This window comes from Methylomonas sp. HW2-6, assembly GCF_052474525.1.
In genome coordinates this window covers 2522447-2545183 of the sequence record NZ_CP184124.1, presented here as the reverse complement: position 1 = coordinate 2545183, position 22737 = coordinate 2522447, and the positions used below count along the sequence as shown (strand labels likewise).

Annotated in this window: 22 protein-coding genes; 14 read left to right on the top strand and 8 right to left on the bottom strand. The window is 55.1% G+C overall.

The window, feature by feature from the left end; translation table 11 throughout:
- Positions 1 to 97: 97 nt before the first annotated feature.
- The 3 genes from ACH518_RS12650 to infA all read left to right on the top strand — a co-directional run bounded on the left by ACH518_RS12650 (position 98) and on the right by infA (position 3397).
- Entirely contained in the window at positions 98 to 559 is a 462-nt protein-coding gene (locus ACH518_RS12650; RefSeq protein WP_278212287.1) for a hypothetical protein, read from the top strand.
- Between the two features lie 413 nt (positions 560 to 972).
- On the top strand, positions 973 to 3087 hold the full coding sequence (locus ACH518_RS12645; protein ID WP_445370335.1) for a RelA/SpoT family protein: 2115 nt from the start codon (positions 973 to 975) through the stop codon (positions 3085 to 3087).
- A 91-nt stretch (positions 3088 to 3178) separates the two neighbouring features.
- A complete protein-coding gene (gene infA, locus ACH518_RS12640) occupies positions 3179 to 3397 on the top strand; it encodes a translation initiation factor IF-1 (RefSeq protein WP_013819653.1) in 219 nt (72 codons plus the stop codon).
- A gap of 31 nt (positions 3398 to 3428) precedes the next feature.
- On the opposite strand, the gene clpA is transcribed toward infA, so the two are convergent.
- Both clpA and clpS read right to left on the bottom strand, forming a co-directional pair.
- Entirely contained in the window at positions 3429 to 5705 is a 2277-nt protein-coding gene (gene clpA / locus ACH518_RS12635; protein WP_140913323.1) for an ATP-dependent Clp protease ATP-binding subunit ClpA, read from the bottom strand.
- A gap of 10 nt (positions 5706 to 5715) precedes the next feature.
- Positions 5716 to 6039 carry an ATP-dependent Clp protease adapter ClpS gene (clpS, locus tag ACH518_RS12630; RefSeq protein ID WP_054761148.1) on the bottom strand — a complete coding sequence of 108 codons (324 nt, stop codon included), beginning with the start codon at positions 6037 to 6039 and terminating at the stop codon, positions 5716 to 5718.
- A 126-nt stretch (positions 6040 to 6165) separates the two neighbouring features.
- Here clpS and ACH518_RS12625 point away from each other — a divergent pair, with 126 nt between their 5' ends.
- The 8 genes from ACH518_RS12625 to mtaB all read left to right on the top strand — a co-directional run bounded on the left by ACH518_RS12625 (position 6166) and on the right by mtaB (position 15958).
- Entirely contained in the window at positions 6166 to 6621 is a 456-nt protein-coding gene (locus ACH518_RS12625; protein WP_140913322.1) for an NUDIX hydrolase, read from the top strand.
- Positions 6618 to 7712 carry a tRNA 2-thiouridine(34) synthase MnmA gene (gene mnmA / locus ACH518_RS12620; protein ID WP_445370334.1) on the top strand — a complete coding sequence of 365 codons (1095 nt, stop codon included), beginning with the start codon at positions 6618 to 6620 and terminating at the stop codon, positions 7710 to 7712. The genes ACH518_RS12625 and mnmA overlap by 4 nt, the downstream gene beginning before the upstream one ends.
- A 14-nt stretch (positions 7713 to 7726) precedes the next feature.
- Positions 7727 to 9031: an AAA family ATPase gene (locus tag ACH518_RS12615; protein ID WP_445370333.1), complete on the top strand. Its 1305-nt coding sequence runs from the start codon at positions 7727 to 7729 to the stop codon at positions 9029 to 9031.
- Between the two features lie 2 nt (positions 9032 to 9033).
- Complete coding sequence (locus ACH518_RS12610; RefSeq protein WP_140913319.1) at positions 9034 to 9726, top strand: HNH endonuclease; 693 nt, start codon at positions 9034 to 9036, stop codon at positions 9724 to 9726.
- A 50-nt stretch (positions 9727 to 9776) separates the two neighbouring features.
- Positions 9777 to 11132: an adenylosuccinate lyase gene (purB, locus tag ACH518_RS12605; protein WP_445370332.1), complete on the top strand. Its 1356-nt coding sequence runs from the start codon at positions 9777 to 9779 to the stop codon at positions 11130 to 11132.
- A gap of 418 nt (positions 11133 to 11550) precedes the next feature.
- The gene (locus ACH518_RS12600; protein WP_445370331.1) at positions 11551 to 13278 is read left to right on the top strand and encodes an NAD-dependent malic enzyme; all 1728 of its coding nucleotides are present in this window, start codon (positions 11551 to 11553) and stop codon (positions 13276 to 13278) included.
- Positions 13279 to 13388: 110 nt separating this feature from the next.
- Positions 13389 to 14618 (top strand): nucleoside recognition domain-containing protein, encoded by a 1230-nt coding sequence (locus ACH518_RS12595; RefSeq protein ID WP_445370330.1) that lies wholly within the window; start codon positions 13389 to 13391, stop codon positions 14616 to 14618.
- 50 nt (positions 14619 to 14668) lie between these two features.
- Positions 14669 to 15958, top strand: coding sequence for a tRNA (N(6)-L-threonylcarbamoyladenosine(37)-C(2))-methylthiotransferase MtaB (gene mtaB, locus ACH518_RS12590; RefSeq protein WP_445370329.1), 1290 nt, complete (start codon positions 14669 to 14671; stop codon positions 15956 to 15958).
- A 52-nt stretch (positions 15959 to 16010) separates the two neighbouring features.
- On the opposite strand, the gene ACH518_RS12585 is transcribed toward mtaB, so the two are convergent.
- Positions 16011 to 16793: an MlaA family lipoprotein gene (locus tag ACH518_RS12585; protein WP_278212303.1), complete on the bottom strand. Its 783-nt coding sequence runs from the start codon at positions 16791 to 16793 to the stop codon at positions 16011 to 16013.
- A 92-nt stretch (positions 16794 to 16885) separates the two neighbouring features.
- Here ACH518_RS12585 and rnt point away from each other — a divergent pair, with 92 nt between their 5' ends.
- Entirely contained in the window at positions 16886 to 17575 is a 690-nt protein-coding gene (gene rnt / locus ACH518_RS12580; RefSeq protein WP_140913313.1) for a ribonuclease T, read from the top strand.
- Between the two features lie 30 nt (positions 17576 to 17605).
- Here the strand turns inward: rnt and ACH518_RS12575 are convergent, their stop codons facing one another.
- The 5 genes from ACH518_RS12575 to amrS form a co-directional block, all read right to left on the bottom strand.
- The gene (locus ACH518_RS12575; RefSeq protein ID WP_140913312.1) at positions 17606 to 18049 is read right to left on the bottom strand and encodes a roadblock/LC7 domain-containing protein; all 444 of its coding nucleotides are present in this window, start codon (positions 18047 to 18049) and stop codon (positions 17606 to 17608) included.
- A 20-nt stretch (positions 18050 to 18069) separates the two neighbouring features.
- Positions 18070 to 18483 (bottom strand): roadblock/LC7 domain-containing protein, encoded by a 414-nt coding sequence (locus tag ACH518_RS12570; RefSeq protein WP_140913311.1) that lies wholly within the window; start codon positions 18481 to 18483, stop codon positions 18070 to 18072.
- A gap of 35 nt (positions 18484 to 18518) precedes the next feature.
- Positions 18519 to 19067: a V4R domain-containing protein gene (locus ACH518_RS12565; protein ID WP_445370328.1), complete on the bottom strand. Its 549-nt coding sequence runs from the start codon at positions 19065 to 19067 to the stop codon at positions 18519 to 18521.
- 22 nt (positions 19068 to 19089) lie between these two features.
- On the bottom strand, positions 19090 to 19896 hold the full coding sequence (locus ACH518_RS12560; RefSeq protein WP_445370327.1) for an OmpA family protein: 807 nt from the start codon (positions 19894 to 19896) through the stop codon (positions 19090 to 19092).
- Between the two features lie 184 nt (positions 19897 to 20080).
- Entirely contained in the window at positions 20081 to 21163 is a 1083-nt protein-coding gene (amrS, locus tag ACH518_RS12555; RefSeq protein WP_445370326.1) for an AmmeMemoRadiSam system radical SAM enzyme, read from the bottom strand.
- A 154-nt stretch (positions 21164 to 21317) separates the two neighbouring features.
- Here amrS and amrB point away from each other — a divergent pair, with 154 nt between their 5' ends.
- Positions 21318 to 22097: an AmmeMemoRadiSam system protein B gene (gene amrB / locus ACH518_RS12550; RefSeq protein WP_278212307.1), complete on the top strand. Its 780-nt coding sequence runs from the start codon at positions 21318 to 21320 to the stop codon at positions 22095 to 22097.
- A complete protein-coding gene (gene amrA / locus ACH518_RS12545; protein WP_445370325.1) occupies positions 22084 to 22641 on the top strand; it encodes an AmmeMemoRadiSam system protein A in 558 nt (185 codons plus the stop codon). Before amrB ends, amrA begins: the two co-directional genes overlap by 14 nt.
- Positions 22642 to 22737 lie beyond the last annotated feature (96 nt).

Sequence of the window (22737 nt, the reverse complement as noted above, 5' to 3'; positions counted from 1 at the left end):
CAATCATGGCATTAATGTTGCGCTAGGCGCGACTTTTTCGCGCTCGGAAATATTGGCCGTTTTTGGCCCGCACAATAATAATTCGACAGGAGGATACATGCGTAAATTTCCAATTGTAATGCTGACAGTTGCCTTAAGCGCCGCCTTGGGTCAGGCTTTCGCCGAAGAAGCCGCCGTTTCGGACAAAGTCAGAACCAGCGTTTTGAAACGTCATCCGCAGGCAACCGATATGGTTGGCACTATGGAAACCCACTTCGGCCAACAGTTACTGGAAGTCAGTTTCAAGGACGCTGAAGGCCAAGTTCTGCACGAATTGTTCCGTGCCAACGGCGCATTGTTTACCGGCGAGCTGGTATTGGAAAATCCGCAGCAAGTGCCGCCGATGGTGACCGATGCCGTTAAAGCCAATTTCCCGGACGCCCGCATCGAAAAAGCCGAGTTGGTGGTAAACCCGAACGGTGTCGGTGAAGAGTATGAATTGATCGTTAGCGCCCCTAGCGGCAAATGGCGGGTAGCAGTCAACGACAAAGGCGCGATCACATCCAAAGAACGCCATTAGTCGGATTCTCGCCAGATTCGGTTTCGGATGAAGACGCTTGCAGCCAAGCCTTGATCAATCCAGGTTAACACTACTCTCCAATTGCCGGACAGCCGCTGTGGCTCAGCGATCTAGCCGGCAATTGGTGTAGCCCAATCCGACTTGGCGCCAGCTATCGAGACAGCATTACCATCTGAATACCACCAGCTTGGCCGATGGTTAGTCGATGCCTGCCGGTCAAATCCGAAACTATTACGGTAGTGCGATTTTCAGCTGGCAAAAACGGCTCCGACCGTCTTCTAACCGGGCCCTGACCAGCCCCCCATCCACAGTTCACCCAGATCAATTTACATTTTTTTCTGCACTGGGCTGCTTGCCAACTTTTTCGACGTGTTTTTTATTTTGCCGCACAGAACCGCGTTTAGAATATCCGCATGACAAATCACGAGTCCCGCGCCAGCGCGCTATTTCCCAGTTTCTCGGCAACCGACCGCGCCACAATCGACGCAGCCCTGGCCTGGATCGACGAATTGGGCGCCAACCGGATCGAGTCGCAGCGGCCGAAGGGGATCGATGTTGCGGCCATCCTGATGGGTGTGCATATCGATCTGGAAACCATTCTGGCGACTTTGCTGAGCGATTCCCGCATCGCCGATCGGATCGACGAAAACCAGGTGCGCGAGCGATTCGGCACGACGGTGGCCGATTTGTTTAAAGACGTGGACTGGCTGAACAAGGTCAGTATTTACACGCCGGAAATGGCCAACCAACCCAATCAGGCCGAGATCCTGCGCCGCATGCTATTGGCAATGACCCACGACGTGCGGGCGGTGTTGATCAAACTGGCGCTGAGGATACAGCGTTTGCGCGGCTTGCATCTGGAACAGGAGCAAATCCGTCATTTCATCGCCCGCGAAACGCTGGATATCTATGCGCCATTAGCCAATCGGCTCGGGATCAGCCAGTTCAAATGGGAATTGGAGGACTTAGCCTTCCGTTATCTGGATCCGGACAATTACCGTTTTATTAGCGCCTCGCTGGCGGAAAACCGCGAACAGCGCCAAGCCAGTATCGATCGGTTCCTGCAAGAGCTGAAAGCGCTGCTGGCAGAACACGGCGTGACGGCTAAGGTTTACGGCCGGCCCAAACATATTTACAGCATCTGGAACAAGATGCGCAGAAAACAATTGGCGCTTTCCGATCTATACGATCTACTGGCGGTGCGAGTGGTGGTCGAATCGCTTCCCAGCTGTTACATGGTGCTGGGTTTGGCGCACGCCCAATGGCAGCATATTCCGCGCGAATTCGACGATTACATCGCCAATCCGAAGGAAAACGGCTACCAATCGCTGCACACCGTCGTGCTGGACCCTCTCGGCAACCGGATCGAAATCCAGATCCGCACCAAAGCCATGCACGAATTCGCCGAACTGGGTGTCGCCGCGCATTGGCGTTACAAGGAAGGCAGCAAATTCAATGCTGCGACCGAGAAAAATATCGCCTCGCTCCGGCAATTGTTGGAAGACAAGGACACTACCGACAATCTGTTGGAAAATTTTCATACCGAATTGTTTTCCGACCGGGTATTCGTGTTGACGCCTGCCGGTAAACTAATCGATTTGGTCAAAGGCGCCACACCGTTGGACTTTGCCTATGCGATTCATACCGAAATCGGCCACAGTTGCCGCGGCGCCAAGGTCAACGGTCAGATCAAGCCGCTGACTTACAAACTCAGCTCCGGCGAACAAGTCGAAATTATTACCGTCAAAAACGGCCACCCGAATCACAATTGGCTGAATCCGAACCTGGGTTATTTGAAAACACCGCGGGCGATCAGCAAGGTCAAAAGCTGGTTCAAACAGCAGCAGCAAGCCGAAAACATTGCCGCAGGCAAGCAAATCCTGGACAAGGAAAGCAAACGCCTGGGTTTGAAAACCATCGATATCGCCGAGTTGTTGAAATACTTCAAAATAGCGGACGCCGAGCATCTATACGAAGCTTTGGGGCACGGCGGCATCAATAATCGGCAATTGGCGAATGCGCTGAAAATTCCGGAATTGGAACCGACCCCGGTCAAGTTGGTGCCAAGCCAATCCACGGCGCAATCGGTGGTGACCATCGACGATATCGACAATGTCGTCACCACGCTGGCGCACTGCTGCTCGCCGGTGAAGGGCGACGATATCATCGGCTTTATCTCGCATAAACGGGGTATCACGATACACCGCAAGGATTGCGAGAACATTCGCCATTTGTCGGCGGAAAAGCAATTGCAGTTAGTCAAAGCAGAATGGAGCGGCCAAAAGTCAGTACACCATAGCGTACCGATCGTGATCCATGCGTTCAATGCCCAAAACCTGTTGAACGATGTATCGCAAGTTTTGGCGACCGCGAAAATCCATATCAGCAATGCGTCGCTAAAAACGCACGAGGATTTGTCGGCGATTTTGCACATGACGATACAGATCGAGAATACGGCACAACTGAGCGCGGTGTTGACCCGGATCAGTCACTTGCCCAATATCATCGAAGTGAAGCGAAAAGTTTAACGGCATCGGCGCATGGCTGTTGCCGACATTTTTAGAAGCCCGGCGGAGGATTCATGCTAACATAGCCGTTTTAACTTTATGGGCTTTTACTATGGCAAAAGAAGATCAAATTGAAATGGACGGCAAGGTCATCGACACCCTACCGAACACGATGTTTCGCGTCGAATTGGAAAACGGCCACATCGTGACCGCGCATATCTCCGGCAAAATGCGCAAACATTACATCCGCATCCTGACCGGAGACAAAGTTCGCGTAGAAATGACACCTTACGACCTGACTAAAGGCCGCATCACGTTCCGGAACCGCTAACCCGCTCCGGGCTAGCGCTTCCCTCTCCGCTCTACATCACTTGATTCAATTCGGAAACGACTAGCTGTTTGCCTTCAATGGCAAATGCCAATTCATCGTTCTCGACATGTATCCTTACATGACCGCCATTCGCCAAGCGCCCGAACAACAAGTCTTCGGCTAACGGCTTCTTGATTTTTTCCTGGATCAAACGCGCCATCGGCCTTGCCCCCATTTTCGGATCGCAGCCGTGCTCGGCCAGCCATGCCCTTGCATCAGGCTCCAAGGTCAACGTCACATTCTTGTCGGCCAATACCGCTTCCAACTCGAAGATAAACTTGTCGACGACGCTGCCAACCACCGCCAAATCCAGCGGCTTGAACTGAACAATCGCATCCAGACGGTTTCTGAATTCGGGCGAGAAACCGCGTTCGATCACTTTCATGCTGTCCGACGCATGATTTTGCAAGGTAAAACCGATCGAGGCCCGGCTGCTTTCCTCGGCACCGGCATTGGTGGTCATGATCAGAATGATGTTTCTGAAATCGGCTTTGCGGCCGTTGTTGTCGGTCAAGGTGCCGTGGTCCATGACCTGCAGCAACAAATTGAACACATCCGGATGGGCTTTCTCCAACTCGTCGAGCAATAACACTGCATGCGGATGTTTGGTCACTGCTTCGGTCAATAGACCTCCCTGATCGAAACCGACGTAACCCGGAGGAGCGCCGATCAGACGCGAGACGGTATGCCGTTCCATATATTCCGACATGTCGAAGCGGATCAATTCGATGCCCAGCACCTTGGCCAACTGGCGGGTCACTTCGGTTTTGCCGACGCCGGTCGGGCCGGCGAACAAGAAGGAACCGATGGTTTTGGTAGTGTCACGCAGCCCGGCCCGCGATAATTTGATCGCGGCAGCCAGTTCAGAAATCGCTTCATCCTGACCGAACACCAGCATTTTCAGGTTCTTTTCCAGGTTGGAAAGCTTGTCGATATCGTTGGACGACACCGATTGCGCCGGCACCCGGGCGATCTTGGCAACGATCTCCTCGATTTCGGCGGTGTCGATAGTCTCTTTACGCTCCCCGGCCGTGAACAAGCGCTGTCTGGCGCCGGCTTCGTCGATCACGTCGATGGCCTTGTCCGGCAAATGCCGATCGGTGATATAGCGCGCCGATAATTCCACCGCCATCCGCAAAGCTTCCTGGGTGTATTTCAGGCCATGATGCTCCTCAAACCGCGATTTCAAACCTTTCAGAATCAATACCGTATCTTCGATGGACGGTTCGACCACGTCGATTTTTTGAAATCGCCGCGCCAAAGCGTGGTCTTTTTCGAAGATGCCGCGGTACTCCTGATAAGTCGTCGAACCGATGCAGCGCAATTGGCCGGAGGCCAACACCGGTTTGATCAAATTGGACGCGTCCATTACCCCGCCGGACGCCGAACCGGCGCCGATGATGGTATGAATTTCGTCGATGAACAAAATCGAATCCGGCTCTTTTTTCAATTGGTTGATCAAGGCTTTTAAACGTTTTTCGAAATCGCCGCGGTATTTGGTACCCGCAACCAAGGCCCCCATATCTAACGAATAAATTGTGCTGTTCATCAAAATATCGGGTACCTGTTCTTCGACAATCCGCTTCGCCAGACCCTCGGCGATTGCCGTTTTGCCGACCCCGGCTTCGCCAACCAGCAGCGGGTTGTTTTTACGCCGCCGGCACAACACCTGGATGGTACGTTCCACCTCCAATTCGCGGCCGATTAACGGATCGATATTGCCCTTCAACGCCTCTTCGTTCAGGTTGGTGGCATATTTTTCCAGCGGGCTGGTCAAATTCTCGTTGTTGCCGCGCTCGCCTTCCGGTTCCTCGCTGCTCTCTTTTCTGAACTGTTCGATTTTGGAAACTCCGTGCGCCAGATAATTCACCACATCCAACCGCGTGATGTCTTGTTTGTTCAACAGATACACCGCATGCGAATCCTGCTCACTGAACAGCGCGACAAACAGGTTGGCACCAGTCACTTCTTTTTTGTCGGACGCCTGGACGTGAAATACCGCCCGCTGCAACACGCGCTGAAAGCCCAAAGTCGGTTGGGTTTCGCGCTGGATGCCTTCCGGGATCAGCGAAATGGTCTCGTCGATGAAGCGGGTGAGTTCGGCGCGCAACGCATTGACGTTGCAGCCGCAGGCGATCAGGATCGGGATCGTCGTCACGTTATCCAGCAAAGCCAACAGCAAATGCTCGACGGTGATGAACTCGTGGCGCTTGGCATGAGCCCCGGTAAAAGCGGCGTTCAATGTCACTTCCAGTTCTTTACTTAGCATGGCTTACCTCTCACGCCTCTTCCATCGTGCACATCAGCGGGTGATGATGTTCACGGGAGTATTCGTTAACGATGTGTACTTTGGTTTCGGCAACGTCTTTGGTGTAGGTGCCGCATACCCCAACACCCTGGGTATGCACTTGCAACATCACCTGCGTAGCCCGCTCTTGGCTCATGTTGAAAAAGTCGGTCAAGATCTCTACGACAAAATCCATTGGTGTGAAATCGTCGTTGAGCAAAATGACTTTATACAACGGTGGCCGTTTCAACTGCGGCTTGGCTTCTTGCAGCGCAGTGGTGCCGTCAACGTCTTTAAAGGGTTCAAAATCGGACATAAACTTCTGTGGTGCAAAATCGCTGTGTTCTTAAAAATAGCGCCTTAGACATTAAATTTCAATCTTTACCCATATAAAAAACATTTCTAGTAAAATGCGCGCCTTTTAACGTTTTATGTCGACAATATGGTCTGGAAACCCCACGTTACCGTCGCCGCTGTAATCGAAAAAAACGGGCGTTTTCTAGTGGTCGAAGAGACAACGGCACATGGCATTGCGTTCAATCAACCGGCCGGACATTTGGAAGAAGGCGAAGACTTAATCGCCGCCGTCATCCGGGAAGTGCGGGAAGAAACCGCCTGGGAGTTTCAGCCCGAAGCCCTGATCGCAACCCAACTATGGCGGAGAAACCCGGAAATGCCCAGTTTTTTGCGCTTCTGCTTCGCCGGCACCGTCGACAATCACAATCCGGCGCAAGCGCTCGACGACGGCATTATCGGCACTCATTGGCTCAGCCGCAACGAGATTTGCGCCCGCCGCGACCAATTGCGCAGCCCGTTGGTGCTGACCACCATCGACGAATACCTGAAAGGCCAGCGTTACCCGCTCAGCCTGTTACAAACTTTTTTAGACCACGCATGAGCAAACACATCATCGTCGGCATGTCCGGCGGCGTCGATTCTTCCGTCACCGCATTAGCGCTGCAAGAACAAGGCCACAAAGTTACCGGTTTGTTCATGAAAAACTGGGAAGAAGACGACGGCACCGAATACTGCACCGCGATGCAGGATTTGGCCGACGCCCAGCAAGTCGCCGGCAAATTGGGTATCGAATTGAAGACCGTCAACTTCGCCGCCGAATACTGGGACGAGGTGTTCGAGGTATTTTTGTCGGAATTCAAGGCCGGCCGCACCCCCAATCCCGACATTTTGTGTAACAAACACGTCAAATTCAACGCGTTTCTGAACTACGCCATCGAAGACCTCGGCGCCGAATTCATCGCCACCGGCCACTACGCCCGCGTCCGGGAACGGGACGGCGAATTCGAACTTTTGAAAGGTCTGGACCCGGCCAAGGAACAAAGCTATTTTTTGTATGCGATGGGCCAGAAAGCGCTGTCGAAAACGCTGTTCCCGATCGGCCATTTGCACAAAACCGAAATTCGGGCGCTAGCCGATAAAGCCGGCTTCGCCAACAGCCGCAAGAAAGACAGCACCGGCATCTGTTTCATCGGCGAACGTAAGTTCAGGGAATTCCTGGAACGCTACCTGCCCCACCAACCCGGCGAAATGCGCACCCCGGAAGGCAAGTATATCGGCAAACACCACGGCTTGATGTATTACACCCTGGGCCAACGCCAGGGCCTGGGTATCGGCGGCGTCAAAGACGCACCGGACGAACCGTGGTTCGTGCTGGACAAAGACCTGGATAACAACGTGCTGATCGTCGGCCAGGGCCACGACCACCCAATGATGCTGCACAATACGCTGGAAGCCGGCCAACTGGATTGGTGCGCCAGCCAACCCCTGACAGAAACCATCCGCTGCGCCGCCAAAACCCGCTATCGCCAGCCGGACCAAGATTGCATCGTCGAGCCGATTGATGGCGGCAGCCGCGTCAAAGTCCGCTTCGACCAGCCGCAACGAGCGATCACGCCGGGGCAGTCGGTGGTGTTTTATCAGGGGGAGGTTTGTTTGGGTGGTGGTATTATTGAAAGCAAGATAAACCAATAATATAGTGAATCAACATGAAAATCATCAATCTAAATCTGTATGAGTTCCGTTGCTTCAATAACCACGAATTAGAGTTTGCCGACCATTTTAATCTTCTAATTGGTGATAATGGCAGTGGAAAAACTGCAGTATTAGATGGCTTGGCAATAGCTGTTGGAGCATTCTTACTTGGCATACCCAATATTAGGCCAAATGAGAAACGTCATCTATCTAATGAAGATATTAGATATAGATATTCTATTATGGGTCAAACGGTTACCCGTGAAAATTCAGAATATCAAGCCATGGTCAGAGCAAAAGGGATAATAAGTGGAAAGACAATTAAATGGGCAAGATATAAAGACGTAAGAACGAATCGCCAAGATGCGAAGCAAATTATCGAAACTGTAAAAAAGCTCGCGAAGGAATCAACAAATCCAAGTATTTTATTGCCTGTAATTGCTTACTATGGCACGGGGCGTTTATGGAAACAATTAAAAGCGACTGAAAAAAAAATTTTAGCACCTTCTTCAAGATTTGATGGCTATCAAGATTGCTTAAATCCAGCTTCCGATCAGAAACGCCTCTTTAACTGGTTTAAAACCCAAGAATTAGCAGCCCTACAAAAAAAAGAAACCCGCCACGTTTTAGAAGCCGTTCGAAATGCCATCGTCGAAATGATTCCAGGAGCTAAGCGCGCATGGTGGGATGTCGATTGGGATGAAATTCTGATCGAAACGGAAGTTCAGGGCAAAACCCAACCTATGCCCTTCCACCTCCTCAGCGACGGCTACCGCAACATGATCGGCATGGTTGCGGACATTGCCTATCGTATGGCGACGCTAAATCCGCAACTGGAAGCCGACGTCATCAAGCAAACCGAAGGCATCGTCTTGATCGACGAAATCGATCTGCATTTGCACCCGAAATGGCAGCGGGAAGTAGTCGGACGTTTGTTAAGTACTTTTCCTAAAGTTCAATTCGTTGCCAGTAGCCACTCACCGTTCATAATTCAGTCGTTGTATGGACGTGATGATTGTTTATTGTGGGATTTGGAAAAAGCCTGTCCAATCAATATTGAAAGCGAAAGCATTGAAGATATTGCCGAAGATCAACAGCACGTCGATATGCCGCAAAAAAGTAAACGTTACTTGGATATGATGGCTGCGGCGGAAGCCTATTATCGACGACTCCATCAAGTTAATGACGAATCCGATCAAGAATTGCTGCAGTTACGTAGCCGGTTGGATGAATTGAGTATTCCCTTTAGCGACGACCCGGCATTTGCCGCACAGTTAAAATTCGAACGCGACTCAGTACTGGCTGCTAAAAATAAATAAGTATGCGTCCGATTGATAAAGGTTACGACCTAGGCGAAATAAAACCTTATGGGGACGCGCAACAGCCGTTGATCGAACGCTTAGGAGAATATTGTTCGTATTGCGAGCGCTGGGTCGCCAGTGGCATTCATGTCGAACACAAAAAACCGAAAAGCGAATACCCGGAAACTGAATTTCAATGGAGCAATTTTTTGCTTGCCTGCGGCAATTGCAATTCCGGCAAAGGCCATGGCCAATTAAACCTTGACGATTATGTTTGGCCCGACAGCGACAATACCTTGTTAGCCTTTAACTACGATGGACAAGGCAGAGTATTACCGAATAAGACTCATGCCGAACCCCTCAACCGAAAAATTGAAGCCACCTGGTTGGCATTAGGACTGAACAAACATCCCGATCTCCAGATCGCCGGCCAACAAACTCCGTCAAGTAAAGACAAACGTTGGCTGCATCGACAACAAGCTTGGCAAAATGCCTCAAAGCGAAAATCGCAGCTCGCCGCCTTCGATAACGAAGAACGCAGAGCCGGAATTGTGGAAATGGCAATACAACGAGGCTTCTGGTCCGTCTGGATGACGGTATTCCAAGACGACGCCGACATGCGCCGCCGCTTGATCGAAGCCTTCCCCGGCACCGCCAAGACTTGCTTCGACGAAAGTACCCAACCAATCCAACGTCCCGGCGGACAAATTTAATCGCCGCAAGTAAACCGTTTACGTTTTAGAAATTTTAGGAAACACATAACATGACCCTCACCGCCATCTCCCCCATCGACGGCCGCTACGCCAGTAAAGTCGACGCCTTGCGCCCCATTTTCAGCGAATACGGCTTGATCCGTTACCGGGTTGAAGTGGAAGTGCGCTGGTTGCAAGCGCTGGCTGCCGAAGCCAAGATATCCGAAGTACCGGCCTTGTCCGCAGAAGCGAACCGCGTGCTCGATAATATTGTCAGCGATTTTTCCGAAGCCGACGCCCAGGCCGTCAAAGACATCGAGAAGACGACCAACCACGACGTCAAAGCCGTCGAGTACTTCTTGAAGGAAAAAGTCAAAGGCAACGCCGAACTGCACGCAATCAACGAGTTCTTCCATTTCGCCTGCACCTCGGAAGACATCAACAACCTGTCGTATGCCTTGATGTTGAAAGAAGGCCGCGGTCTGGTCCTGGCCGAGATCGACGCCACGATAGCAGCGATCAAGCAATTGGCCCTGGCCAGTGCCGAGCAACCGATGCTGTCGCGCACCCACGGCCAGTCGGCCACACCGACCACGGTCGGCAAGGAAATGGCGAACGTCGTAGCCCGCATGCAACGCCAACGCGAGCAACTGGCCAGGGTCGAACTGCTGGGCAAGATCAACGGCGCGGTCGGCAATTACAACGCTCACAGCGTCGCCTATCCGGAAGTGGATTGGCCGCAGTTCGCGCAAAACTTCGTCGAGTCGCTGGGTCTGACTTTCAACCCCTACACCATCCAGATCGAACCGCACGACTACATGGCCGAATTTTTCCACGCCCTGTCGCGCTTCAACACCATTTTGCTGGATTTCGACCGCGACGTCTGGGGCTATATCTCGCTGGGGTATTTCAAGCAAAAAACCGTGGCCGGCGAAGTCGGCTCGTCGACCATGCCGCACAAAGTCAATCCGATCGACTTCGAGAATTCGGAAGGCAACCTGGGTTTGGCGAACGCGATTTTCGGCTTTCTGGCCGACAAACTACCGGTGTCACGCTGGCAGCGCGACCTGACCGATTCGACCGTGTTGCGCAACATCGGCGTCGGTATCGCCCACACCAGCATCGCCATTCAATCGACCTTGAAAGGCATCTCCAAGCTGGAACTGAATCCGGCGACTCTGGATCAAGATTTGGATATGAACTGGGAAGTGTTGGCCGAACCGATCCAGACCGTGATGCGCCGTTACGGCATCGAAAAACCTTACGAGAAATTGAAGGAACTGACCCGCGGCCAACGCGTCACCGGCGACGGCATGCGCGCCTTCGTCGAAAAACTGGAGATTCCGACCGACGCCAAAGCCGAACTGTTGGCCTTGACCCCGCACAGCTACACCGGCTACGCCACCGCGTTGGCAAAGAAAATCTGATAGCCCTGCTCCCTGGCGAAGCGACCGGCCGCTTCGCCAGGGAGGACCGGCACCACCGAACTATTTCAGTGCGCCGGGATCGGTAGAGTCCGTTATTGGTGCGACCATTCCTCGTCGCGGGTCGCGATATCGAGATTGCATCACTCGCGAATCGGGCCAAACAACCTTTACCGCAACCCATTCCGTATTATTCTGCCAGCGGCAACTCCAAAACAGGCCCGATACCCGCATAATCGCGCCTCAAATCCAAAGTCCAACCGAAATCGCAGCCGAGTTAAGCCGATCCGCCGGCCAAGTCGTGCCATCGCGCTGGCCCTGGCACCGCATTTGCTTGTAGCTGATACCAATAATCAAACCAGCAAACGCCTGCCAGCTCGGATAGACTGCACGGCTGTTTGGGAATAACTACATACACCCGATGACCAGACTCAGCGACTACTTCGAATACCGCCAAGACCAGGACGGCAAGCCTTACCTGGCGGTGTCTATCCGCGGCATGACCCTGCTGAAGTTGCCGGCCAGCAATAAAGGCACCGCTTTCACCGAGCAGGAGCGCATCGATCTGGGTTTGGACGGCTTATTGCCACCGCAAGTGACGACGCTGGAGCAACAAATCGAGCGCTTGTATTTCAGTTACCGGCAGCAGGCCGACGATATTTCCAAATACCAATTTCTGCGAGCGATCCAGGACCGCTCCGAAATCTTGTTTTACGCGATACTGGAGCGGCATCTGGAAGAGATAGTCCCCATCGTCTATACGCCGACCATTGGCCTCGCGGTGCAGAAGTTCAGCTCGCTCTACCGCACCGCCCGCGGCTTGACCCTGTCGCCGAACAACATCGACCGCGCCGATGCGATTTTAAAAAACTACCCCTGGCACGACATCCGCATGATCGTGGTCACCGACGCTTCGGCGATTCTGGGCATCGGCGACCAGGGCATGGGCGGCCTGTCGATCTGCATCGGCAAACTGGCGCTCTATACGGTCGGCGGCGGCGTCTGCCCGTTCCAAACCTTGCCGATCAATCTGGACGTCGGCACCAATCGCGACGAATTGCTGGACGACCCGCACTATTTGGGCGTGCGCGCCAAACGTTTGGGGCGGGAGGCCTATTTTGCGATGGTGGATAAATTCGTCGCCGCCGCCCATCGGATCTGGCCCAAAGCCATCATTCAGTGGGAGGACTTTACCAAGGACGTAGCCTTCGACGTGCTGGCCCGCTACCGGGACAAAGTGCCCTGCTTCAACGACGACATCCAGGGTACCGGCGCAATGGCGCTGGCTGGAATATTGGCCGCCTGCCGCCGGCTTGGCCAAACGCTGACCGAACAGACCATTGTCATTGCCGGTGCCGGCGCCGCCGGTATTGGCGTCGCCAGCGTGATCAAGGCCGGCCTGATGGATGCCGGATTGAGCGAGGCCCAAGCCCGGCAACACCTGTACGTGGTCGACATATCCGGCCTGGTCGTCGCAGACCGGGAGCTGGAGCACTACAAACACGGCATCGCCCAACCGGCAACAATCGGCCAAGCCTGGGGTATTCCTGAGCATAGCCAGCCCTCGTTATTCGAAGTAGTCAGCCACGCCAAACCTAGCCTCTTGATCGGACTAACCGGCGCCACCGGCTTGTTCGGCGAAGAGCTGATCCGTACCATGGCCGGCAACTGCCTCAACCCGATCGTGATGCCGCTGTCCAATCCGACCGCCAATTGCGAGGCGACGCCGGCGGACATCATCGCCTGGAGCGAGGGCCGCGCCATCGTCGCCACCGGCAGTCCGTTCGCCGATATCGAATACCGCGGCACCCGCCATAAAATCGGCCAAGGTAACAACGCCTTCATCTTTCCCGGCCTGGGCTTGGCGGCGATGCTCGGCGAGTGTCGCCGTATCAGCGACGCGATGGTGCTGGAATCGGCTTATGCCCTGGCTGACTACATCGCCGAATTCGAACCCGACGCCGGCGCGATCTACCCGCCTATTGCCGATTTGCAGAAAATCAGCAGCTACGTCGCGGAGCGGGTGTTAGCCAAAGCCATCGCCGACGGCTCGGCTAGCCGAACCGACCTGGATCCGGCAAATTTGGCCGACTTTATTGCCGCCAACCAATGGCATCCGCACTATTTGCCGTTTCGTTACGTGGGCTGAACCGCAGTGTCAGAGCGCTTGCACGAATTACTATTTTCCGCGCCGCCGACGAAGCTAAATTGCTAAAATAGCGCTAATTTTGCCGTTGCCAATCCAAATCGCCTTTCCTTGTGCTCAACCTGATCTGGGTCTTTTTTTTCCTGTCGGCGTTCGCCGTCGCCAGTTTCAAGCTCTTGCTGCTGGGCGACACTCGAGTATTTTCGGAAATGGTCGCGGCGATGTTCAGTCTGGCGAAAACCGCATTCGAAATTTCGTTGGGTCTGGGCGGCATATTGGCGTTGTGGATGGGCATCATGAAAATCGGCGAACACAGCGGTTTCATCGAATTACTGACCCGCGCGCTGAACCCGCTGTTTAGCCGGTTGATGCCGGAAATTCCGCAGGGCCACCCGGCGCTGGGAGCGATCACGATGAACATCGCCGCCAATATGTTGGGCCTGGACAACGCCGCTACACCGATGGGCATTAAAGCCATGCAGGAAATGCAAACGCTAAACCCGCGGCCGGAGCAAGCCAGCGACGCGCAAATTCTGTTTTTGGTGCTCAACACTTCGTCGGTGACGCTGTTTCCGGTGACGATTTTCGCCTACCGGGCCCAGCTCGGCGCCGCCAATCCGACCGACGTGTTCCTGCCGATTTTGATCGCGACCTATGTGTCGACCTTAACCGGCTTGCTGGCGGTGGCCTGGGTGCAAAAAATCAACCTGTTAGACAAAGTGGTACTGGCCTATTTGGGCGGCATCAGCGCATTGCTGGCCGGACTATTGAGCTATTTCTCCGGCTTGAACCAAGCGGAGATGCTGGCACAATCGTCGCTGGCCAGCCACGTTATTTTGCTCGGTTTGGTGGTCGCATTCATCGCCGCCGCCGTAAGCAAAGGCCTCAACGCCTACGAATTGTTCATCGACGGCGCCAAGCAAGGCTTTCAAACCGCGATCGGCATCATTCCGTATTTGGTGGCGATGCTGGTGGCGTTCGGTGTATTCCGGGCCAGCGGCGCGTTGAGTTTTATCACCGACGGCGTCCGCTGGCTTGTGGACAATTACGGTATCGACAACCGCTTTATCGACGGTCTGCCGACTGCATTGATGAAGCCGTTCAGCGGCAGCGGCGCCCGGGCGATGATGATAGATACAATGCAGGCACACGGCGCCGATTCGTTTGCCGGCCGGCTGGCTTCGGTGGTACAAGGCAGCACCGAAACCACGTTCTACGTGCTGGCGGTGTATTTCGGCGCGGTTAACATCAAACGCATCCGCCATGCCGCGGCCTGCGGCATCATTGCCGACATTGGCGGCATCGTTGCCGCGATTTTGGTGACTTATTGGTTTTTTGGCTAATAGCCGAACCGGCGGCTCGATTCGCCGTAAAACTTGGAAACGAAGCACAAATGCAGATACATTTAAAAACCCTGGGTTGCCGTCTGAACGAGGCGGAACTGGAAACCTGGGCCCAGGCCTTTCAAGCCAAAGGCCATGCCATCACCCGCAACGTCAACGACGCGCAATTGGTCGTGATCAACTCCTGCGCGGTGACACAGGATGCGGTGAAAAAATCCAAACAATTGATTCGGCGCGTGCACCGCGACAATCCGCAAGCCAAACTGGTAGTCAGCGGGTGTTATGCCACCTTGAACGAAAGCGAAGCCGCACAATTGATGGGCGTCGATCTGATTGTCGGCAATAACGACAAAAACCAGTTGGTCGAACGCACTTTGAGCGAACTAAACATGGACAGCATGCCGGCGATGTCGACCGAACCCGGCGAGGTGTCGTTGTTTAGCCGCGGCCGCCAGCGCGCCTTCGTCAAAGTTCAAGACGGTTGCCGTTACCGCTGCACGTTTTGCATCGTCACCGTCGCCCGTGGCGAGGAACGCAGCCGCAGCGTCGACGAGGTCGTCGCCGAAATCAATGCACTGCATGGGCAAGGCATCAACGAAGCCATCATTACCGGTGTGCACTTGGGCGGGTACGGCAGCGATATCGGCAGCAATCTGGCCGAACTGGTACAGGCCATTTTGGCACGGACCGAGATTCCGCGTCTGCGCATGGGCTCTTTGGAACCTTGGGAGTTGCCGGACGGTTTCTTCGAGCTATTCAAAAACCCGCGGCTGATGCCGCATCTGCATCTACCGTTACAGAGCGGCAGCGACAGCGTGTTGCGGCGCATGGCGCGGCGCTGCAAAACCGCCGAGTTCGCCGAATTGGTGAACCAAGCCCGCAGCACGATTCCGCATTTCAACGTCACCACCGACATCATCGTCGGCTTCCCCGGCGAAACCGAGCAAGAATGGCGGGAAAGCGTCGAATACATCCAGCGCGTCGGCTTCGGCCATATCCACATCTTCAGCTATTCGCCGCGCGAGGGCACCAAAGCCGCCGGGCTGCCCGATCAAATCTCGCCGGACCTGAAACGGCAACGCAGCCGGGAATTGCACGCGCTGGCCGAAACAATGAAACAGGCATTTACCGAAAGCAACCTCGGATGCGTGGTGCCGGTGCTGTGGGAAGGCCAGACCGAAACCTTAGCAAACGGCGATCTGCGCTATTTCGGCTATACCCCGAATTATTTGCGGGTGGCCTGCGACGTCCCGGCCGGGCGATCCCTGGAAAACCTGATTGTGCCGGCCCGGCTGGAGTCGGTGACGGCAGACTTCGTCAACACCAGCCTCGCCGAATAAAAAAGGCCGCGAGGCTTACGCCCAGCGGCCTTGGTTTAGTATCGGAAAAAACTTAATACGGGTTAGGATCCCACGGCCCGTAACCCTGGTCTTTCATTTCGTCGAATTTCAGCACGTCGTCTTCCGGCACGTTGCCGTCGTGGATCAGGTAGTTGCGTCTGGACAGATAGGCGTTCTTGAAAAATTCGTACCGATCCAACGCCGCTTCGGTCGCGACTTTTTCCAGACCCAACAAATCGGCACGGGCATCGATCACTTTCAACGCACCCGGCCCGATCGAGGCGGCGGCGCCTACCCAACCCGGGTTCAAGTAGATGCCGGCATAAGTAAACGGATTCATCGCCGCGTCGCCGACCAACCCGAATACGCCGCGCGGCGAGCTGGGTCCGAAGAACGGCAACACCAAATACGGACCGGTCGGAACCCCCCAGTAACCCAGGGTTTGGTCGAAATCTTCATTGTGTTTGGCCAAGCCGATCATGCTACCGACATCGATCAAACCGGCTACACCAGCCGTGGTATTGACCAGAAACCGGGCGCCGTCGGCTCCGGACTGGGCGAATTTGCCTTGCAGCGCGTCGTTGGCACAAACGCCGATATCGTCGATGTTACTGAAAAAATTGGTCACGCCCTGGTCGACGACGTCCGGCGTCACCCAGCGGTAGCCTTTGGCCACCGGCTTCATCACGTAGTCGTCGACGCCGTCGTTGAACGACTGTACGCTTCGGTTCCAACTCTGCCAGGGATCCTTAGGATCGACGGTGTGTACCGTCGCGCAACCATTGGCCAAAACCAACAACCCTGCGACCAGCCAAGTGGTATTTCTATTTTGCATAACAAACCTCATCAAATTGAATATTGTTTATACCTATCCAAAACTCACGTAACATAGCATACAACCCATTTTTTTTACCAACCCGCAGCTCGATGCAAAGCACTTTCAACCCGTTAGGCGATCGTTTCAGAGGCTATTTGCCAGTCATTGTCGATATCGAAACCGCCGGTTTCAATGCCAAAAAAAACCCGTTGCTGGAAATCGCCGCGGTAATCGTCGAACCCGATGCGGACGGCCTGCTGCGGGTTACCGAAAAACACCATTGCAATATCATCCCGTTCAAAAATTCCGAACTCGACGAAGCCGCCTTGAAGTTCAACGGTATCGATCCCTACCACCCGTTTCGCATGGCAATCGAAGAAAAAGAGGCGTTGAACAAGTTGTTTACGCCGATCAAGGCCGCCGTTAAACGCAACCATTGCAAACGGGCGATCCTGGTCGGCCACAACCCGGCATTCGATATCAATTTCCTGAATGCCGCGATCGACCGCACCAACCATAAGCGCAGCCCGTTTCACCCCTTCAGCAGCTTCGATACCGCTACCCTGGGCGGCCTGGTCTACGGCCAGACCGTACTGGCCAAAATTGCGCAAGCGGCCGGACTGGACTGGGATAACTCCCGTGCCCATTCGGCGTTGTACGATGCCGAGCAGACCGCGCAATTGTTTTGCCTGATTATTAACCGCTGGAAGAAATTAAGCGAGTTGGAAGCGCTCCAAAACTCGCCGATTAGCGACTTGGCGCACAATAACGCGCCTGCCGACAACCTCGCCGAGCTGTGACGCCGCACCGGCGGCGGCGAAAGCAATAACTTAAGCCTGCCGGCTCAACACCGAAGCCAGATTGACCTGTTTCGGGCTGTAAATGCACAAAATGATAGGGCCGACGCTGAGCATGGCCAGTTTATGGTCGACGCCGACGATAACGATCTGTTCGATAGCTCCAAGACTCAACGAGACCTGACCGTGCTGAGCGGCACGAATGGTTTCCTGAATCACCGCGCCGAAAGCGTCGATATGCGGCACCTCGGCCGATTGCGCCAGAATCAGGCCGTCGTGGTAAGCCGCGCAAGCGGCTATCCCTTTGATTTTGACCACCTTATCCACCAGCGCCTGTACAGCGTCGATAAAAGCCGCGCGCTTGGTCCTGGCCGATTCGCTGACGTTGACGATATCGCCGCCCGATTGGCGTTGCGCGGCGAGATAATCTGCAGCGAGCCGATCCAATTCGGCCAACTGGGATTCAAACCAATGCATATCTGTCACTTCAATGCGTCTTAATTAGCCAGATAACTGCTGAACAGCCGTTTCAACACCGGAATGGTTTCTTTCAACTCAAAGCGCACCCGGCCCAGCAGCGCCTCGCGTTGCGTCACCAAAGCCAGCATGAAACCGGCCTCGATCGGCGTCGATAAGATATAGCCCTCGGAATTTTCGCAAATCACCATGTTGGTGGAATGGTGGCCGACATGCTGCGCCGCTTTGGCGGCCGCACCGAACACCACCTGCACCGAAGCGCCGATGGCGTCGGTGTTGATTTCGAAATCGCGATGAATATGGGTGACAAAACCGTCGCTATCGACAATCGCCGCCGCCGATACTCCCTGGATACTCATCAGGTTGCGCAAAATCGAATCGATCTCGTTGTTTTGAGATTTCCGCGGATCGAGAAATTGGACGTTACTACTCATGCCGTACTCCTGATTATCGTTTTATATAGGCCTGCCTACAGCAAATCGACGCGGATCAGACAGGTCTTGTCGCCCAACGCGTTGCACTTGGTCTCGGTTGCCTTGACGTTGCGCTTGAAAAAAGTCTTGACGATACCGCCCACCATCCCGGCCTCGAAATGGCAGATCGGCGCCGAGACGTTGTGAATGCCGGCGCAGGACACGCACTCGTCGACGCGCAACTCCAGCACCCCGGCCGACAAATCGACTTTATCCGGCACCACCAGGCCGATGCTCAATTGCCGACACAGCATTTTGATCTTGCCGACGTAAGTCTCCAGGTCTTTATCGATGTTGGCCACGGCGATCTGGCCCATGGCCAAACCCAGGCTTTGCCCGGAATGGTAAACCAGCGACGGCGCGCCCTGGCCCAGGATTTCCTCGACATTCGACCCCAGCGCCACCATCCGCAAGGCTTGAAACAGGCGAATCGGGATCAACGGCCCCAAATCGTTGCGGTTTTCGATTTCGAACTGGCCGGAAATAATGCCGTCGAGAATTTGCTGCTGGGCGATCTGATAATCTGATTTGGTATTTTGTAACATGACCTCTACTCTCCTCGTTCGGTTATTGGTCCAGGCAATGCAGTTCCACCCTGCGGTTCAACGCCTGGCCGGCTTTGGTGTCGTTGGGCGCCGCCGGCTGCGCCATGCCATCCGAGGCGGTAACGATGTTTTGCGGTGGAACACCGCGGGCAGCCAGCATCTTTTTGACGGTATTCGCCCTGATCTGCCCGAGCCAGCGGTTGCCGGCGTCGGTGCCTAAATTGCAAGTATGTCCAAGCAAGCGGACTTTCCCGGAACAGCTTTGCGCCGCCGCCAGCAATTCGCCCACAGCGGCACTCGATTGCGACGTCAGCTGGCTGGAGTCGAATTTAAAATAAACGGTAAAACGTGGGCCGGCCGGCGCATTGACATCCGTCCCGCTTCCCGCGGTTGTTTTGGGAATACCAGCTGCAGTGGGTTCGGTCGGCAATTGCGCCAAAATGTCCTCCGCAGGGGGGTGGGCGTCAATCGTCTGCCCGGCTTGATTCGGACTGGCGGCAGCAACTGGCTCCGCTTTGCCGCCATCGGCTATCGCTGGCGATGGGGCCAAAATCGCTGATTGTTTCGAGTCGGTTCCGGCTCCGCCGCCTGCCGCCGAAGCCAAAGAATCGGTTCCTGCCACAGGCGGGCTCGGCACATAGCGATCCAACCACAACGCCGCCGCCACCAACGCGCCCAGTGCGGTAAACAGCGGTATCACCTTCGCCCGGCGCGGTTTGGCCGCTGTCGCCTCTCGCGACGAGGCAGACGCTGGTGCGGCCACGCCCTTCCTTAAATCAGGCAGTATACCGTCCAACCCGTCGCGGTCGAGATTGCGCTTTTTTTTCATTCGTGCTCCCGGACTGTTAAAACAACTCGGTATTTATTGGTGCAGACGACGGGGCAAACCGTCGCAAATATCGGCGAACCACGGCTAAAGTAGGTCGCTTCCGTTAAAGCCACATCATATTTAATTTTTTACAATCCGCAAAATATTGAGAACCTCTTCGCAAAATCAAGCATAGTCCGAATTTTCAAAAACTTATCGCCCGCCGCTTTGCTCCCCAAACGCCGGGTTGGGCTTGAAACAGGCCGGCGCAACGCGTACCGCAAAAGCGGCAATTGCCTGCGGCATCCAGGTTCCAGTCCGATAACACGTACCAGTCTCTGCCGATCAATAGTTCGCCACAGTGGTGGCAGTAAGTACTCTCCGCTGTCTTGTCGTGCGCGTTGCCGACGTAGGCGTAACGCACGCCGTTTTCCAGCGCGATTTTGCGGGCCATCAGCAACGACGCGACCGGCGTATGCGGTTTATCCGTCATTTTCCAGTCCGGATGAAAGGCGGTGAAATGCATCGGCACCTCCGGCCCCAGATTCTCGACCACCCACTGCGTCATCGCCTGCAATTCGGCTTCGGAATCGTTTTCGTCCGGAATCAGCAAGGTGGTCAGCTCAAACCAAACCTGAGTTTCCCGCTTCAGATACACCAACGTTTCCAACACCGGCTGCAAATGGCCGCCGGTGATTTTGTGGTAAAAATCCTCGGAAAACGCTTTCAGATCGACATTCGCCGCATCCATGTATCGGTAAAACTCGGCGCGCGGGTCGGCACAAACGTAACCGGCGGTCACCGCCACCGACTTCAACCCGAGTTCTCGGCAGGCCTGGGCGGTATCGATAGCGTATTCATGAAACACCACGGGATCGTTGTAGGTATAAGCCACGCTGCTGCAGCCCTGCTCCAATGCCGCCTTGGCGATCGCTTCCGGACTGGCGCGACTCATCAAAGTATCCATTTCCCGCGATTTGCTGATATCCCAGTTCTGGCAAAATTTGCAGGCCAGATTGCAACCGGCGGTGCCGAACGACAGGATAGGCGTACCGGGCAAAAAATGGTTCAGCGGTTTCTTTTCGATCGGGTCGACCGCAAAGCCGCTGGAACGGCCGTAGCTGGTCATGACGATTTGCTGCCCCAGATTCTGCCGGACAAAGCACAAGCCACGCTGGCTTTCGTGAAGTTTGCAAAAGCGCGGGCACAAATCGCATTGCACTTTGCCGTCGGCCAGGACGTGCCAATAGCGGGTGGCAGCAGTGTCGGAACTAAGTAATGTGGCCATGGTGTTGCTCCTTGAACCTCGCCGAAAAAATCCGGTCGTTACCGATGCAGTTAGCAGTAGAATAACGCCGGAGCAGGCGCGAACTGTAGTTATTTCGACAGCCGCAGCCGGCCCAGGCTTACTGATCGATTACAACTCTAATAAGGATCAGCGCATGAACAGAAAACCAGCGGTCGCCGGCCGCTTCTACCCGGCGCAACCCCAACAACTCCACGCCGAAATCGTCGGCTTTCTGCAGCAGGCCGAACCGGCGGACCAAGTTCCCAAAGCCATTATTGCCCCGCACGCCGGCTATCTCTATTCGGGGCCGATCGCGGCCAGCGCTTATGTACGCTTGAAGCCGGCAGCCGGCTCGATCAAACGCGTGGTATTGATCGGACCTTCGCACCGGGTGGCGTTCCGCGGTCTGGCGGTCAGCAGAACCCACGCCTACACCACGCCGCTCGGCGACGTCCTGGTCGACCGGGCCGCGGTGGAAACTTTATTGCAACTACCGTTTGTCGAATATATCGAGCAGGCTCATACCCTGGAACACAGCCTGGAAGTCCACCTGCCGTTTCTTCAGGAAGTCTTGCGGGACTTCAGCCTGGTGCCGATCGTGGCCGGAGACGCCAGCCCGGACCAGGTCAGCCAAGTGCTGGATCTGCTGTGGGACGGCCCGGAAACCTTGCTGGTGGTCAGCTCCGACCTAAGCCACTACCACCCTTACGCCACCGCGCAACGCATGGACCGCAATACCAGCCAACTGATCGAACAATTGCGCTACCAGGACATCGGCGGCGAGGACGCCTGCGGCAAGGTGGCGGTGAACGGCCTATTAAAATTACTTGAAGAAAAAGGCCTGTCGATCAAAACCATAGATCTGCGCAACTCCGGAGACACCGCCGGCGACAAGCAGCAAGTGGTGGGCTACGGTGCCTATGTCGTTGACTGACGACCAACGCCAACGGCTGTTGGCGCTGGCCCGACTATCGATTAGCCACGGCCTGGAAACCGGCCGGCCGTTAAGCGTCGATCCGGCACAATATCCCGGCGAATTATCCGCCCGCCGCGCCACCTTCGTCACGCTGGAACGCGCCGGCCAGTTGCGCGGTTGTATCGGCATGCTCGAAGCGCGGCGGCCTTTGGCCGAAGACGTGGCCGAAAACGCCTTCGCCGCCGCCTTCCGCGATCCGCGCTTCCCGCCGCTGCGGGACAGCGAACTGGCCGGACTCGATCTGCATATCTCGGTGCTGGCGCCGGCGGAACCGCTGCCGGTCAAGTCGGAAGCCGACTTGCTGCAGCAGCTTCGCCCCGGCGTGGATGGCTTGATTCTGCAGGAAGGCGGCCGGCGGGCGACGTTTCTACCGGCGGTTTGGGACGACCTGCCCGAACCGGCCCGTTTCCTGACCCACCTGAAACAAAAAGCCGGCCTGCCGGCCGCTTATTGGTCGGACAGCCTGCGATTTTTCCGCTATACCACGGAAAGCTTCGGCTGAGCCGTTCCTCCTGCACAACCCAGTAAAATCAAGGCCTACAGGCTTTTTTCTTGTTCGAAAAGCTCTTGGAACGGTATAATGGCGGCATTTTCGGCT

What these genes read in the sequence shown, in the direction of transcription:
- mtaB (WP_445370329.1), top strand. Translation starts at nt 14,669, where the DNA reads ATGCAGATACATTTAAAAACCCTGGGTTGCCGTCTGAACGAGGCGGAA.
- amrB (WP_278212307.1), top strand. Translation starts at nt 21,318, where the DNA reads ATGAACAGAAAACCAGCGGTCGCCGGCCGCTTCTACCCGGCGCAACCC.
- ACH518_RS12600 (WP_445370331.1), top strand. Translation starts at nt 11,551, where the DNA reads ATGACCAGACTCAGCGACTACTTCGAATACCGCCAAGACCAGGACGGC.
- ACH518_RS12575 (WP_140913312.1), bottom strand. Translation starts at nt 18,049, where the DNA reads ATGCATTGGTTTGAATCCCAGTTGGCCGAATTGGATCGGCTCGCTGCA.
- rnt (WP_140913313.1), top strand. Translation starts at nt 16,886, where the DNA reads ATGCAAAGCACTTTCAACCCGTTAGGCGATCGTTTCAGAGGCTATTTG.
- clpA (WP_140913323.1), bottom strand. Translation starts at nt 5,705, where the DNA reads ATGCTAAGTAAAGAACTGGAAGTGACATTGAACGCCGCTTTTACCGGG.
- ACH518_RS12610 (WP_140913319.1), top strand. Translation starts at nt 9,034, where the DNA reads ATGCGTCCGATTGATAAAGGTTACGACCTAGGCGAAATAAAACCTTAT.
- ACH518_RS12585 (WP_278212303.1), bottom strand. Translation starts at nt 16,793, where the DNA reads ATGCAAAATAGAAATACCACTTGGCTGGTCGCAGGGTTGTTGGTTTTG.
- ACH518_RS12565 (WP_445370328.1), bottom strand. Translation starts at nt 19,067, where the DNA reads ATGTTACAAAATACCAAATCAGATTATCAGATCGCCCAGCAGCAAATT.
- purB (WP_445370332.1), top strand. Translation starts at nt 9,777, where the DNA reads ATGACCCTCACCGCCATCTCCCCCATCGACGGCCGCTACGCCAGTAAA.
- ACH518_RS12560 (WP_445370327.1), bottom strand. Translation starts at nt 19,896, where the DNA reads ATGAAAAAAAAGCGCAATCTCGACCGCGACGGGTTGGACGGTATACTG.
- mnmA (WP_445370334.1), top strand. Translation starts at nt 6,618, where the DNA reads ATGAGCAAACACATCATCGTCGGCATGTCCGGCGGCGTCGATTCTTCC.
- amrA (WP_445370325.1), top strand. Translation starts at nt 22,084, where the DNA reads ATGTCGTTGACTGACGACCAACGCCAACGGCTGTTGGCGCTGGCCCGA.
- ACH518_RS12615 (WP_445370333.1), top strand. Translation starts at nt 7,727, where the DNA reads ATGAAAATCATCAATCTAAATCTGTATGAGTTCCGTTGCTTCAATAAC.
- ACH518_RS12570 (WP_140913311.1), bottom strand. Translation starts at nt 18,483, where the DNA reads ATGAGTAGTAACGTCCAATTTCTCGATCCGCGGAAATCTCAAAACAAC.
- amrS (WP_445370326.1), bottom strand. Translation starts at nt 21,163, where the DNA reads ATGGCCACATTACTTAGTTCCGACACTGCTGCCACCCGCTATTGGCAC.
- clpS (WP_054761148.1), bottom strand. Translation starts at nt 6,039, where the DNA reads ATGTCCGATTTTGAACCCTTTAAAGACGTTGACGGCACCACTGCGCTG.
- infA (WP_013819653.1), top strand. Translation starts at nt 3,179, where the DNA reads ATGGCAAAAGAAGATCAAATTGAAATGGACGGCAAGGTCATCGACACC.
- ACH518_RS12645 (WP_445370335.1), top strand. Translation starts at nt 973, where the DNA reads ATGACAAATCACGAGTCCCGCGCCAGCGCGCTATTTCCCAGTTTCTCG.
- ACH518_RS12650 (WP_278212287.1), top strand. Translation starts at nt 98, where the DNA reads ATGCGTAAATTTCCAATTGTAATGCTGACAGTTGCCTTAAGCGCCGCC.
- ACH518_RS12625 (WP_140913322.1), top strand. Translation starts at nt 6,166, where the DNA reads ATGGTCTGGAAACCCCACGTTACCGTCGCCGCTGTAATCGAAAAAAAC.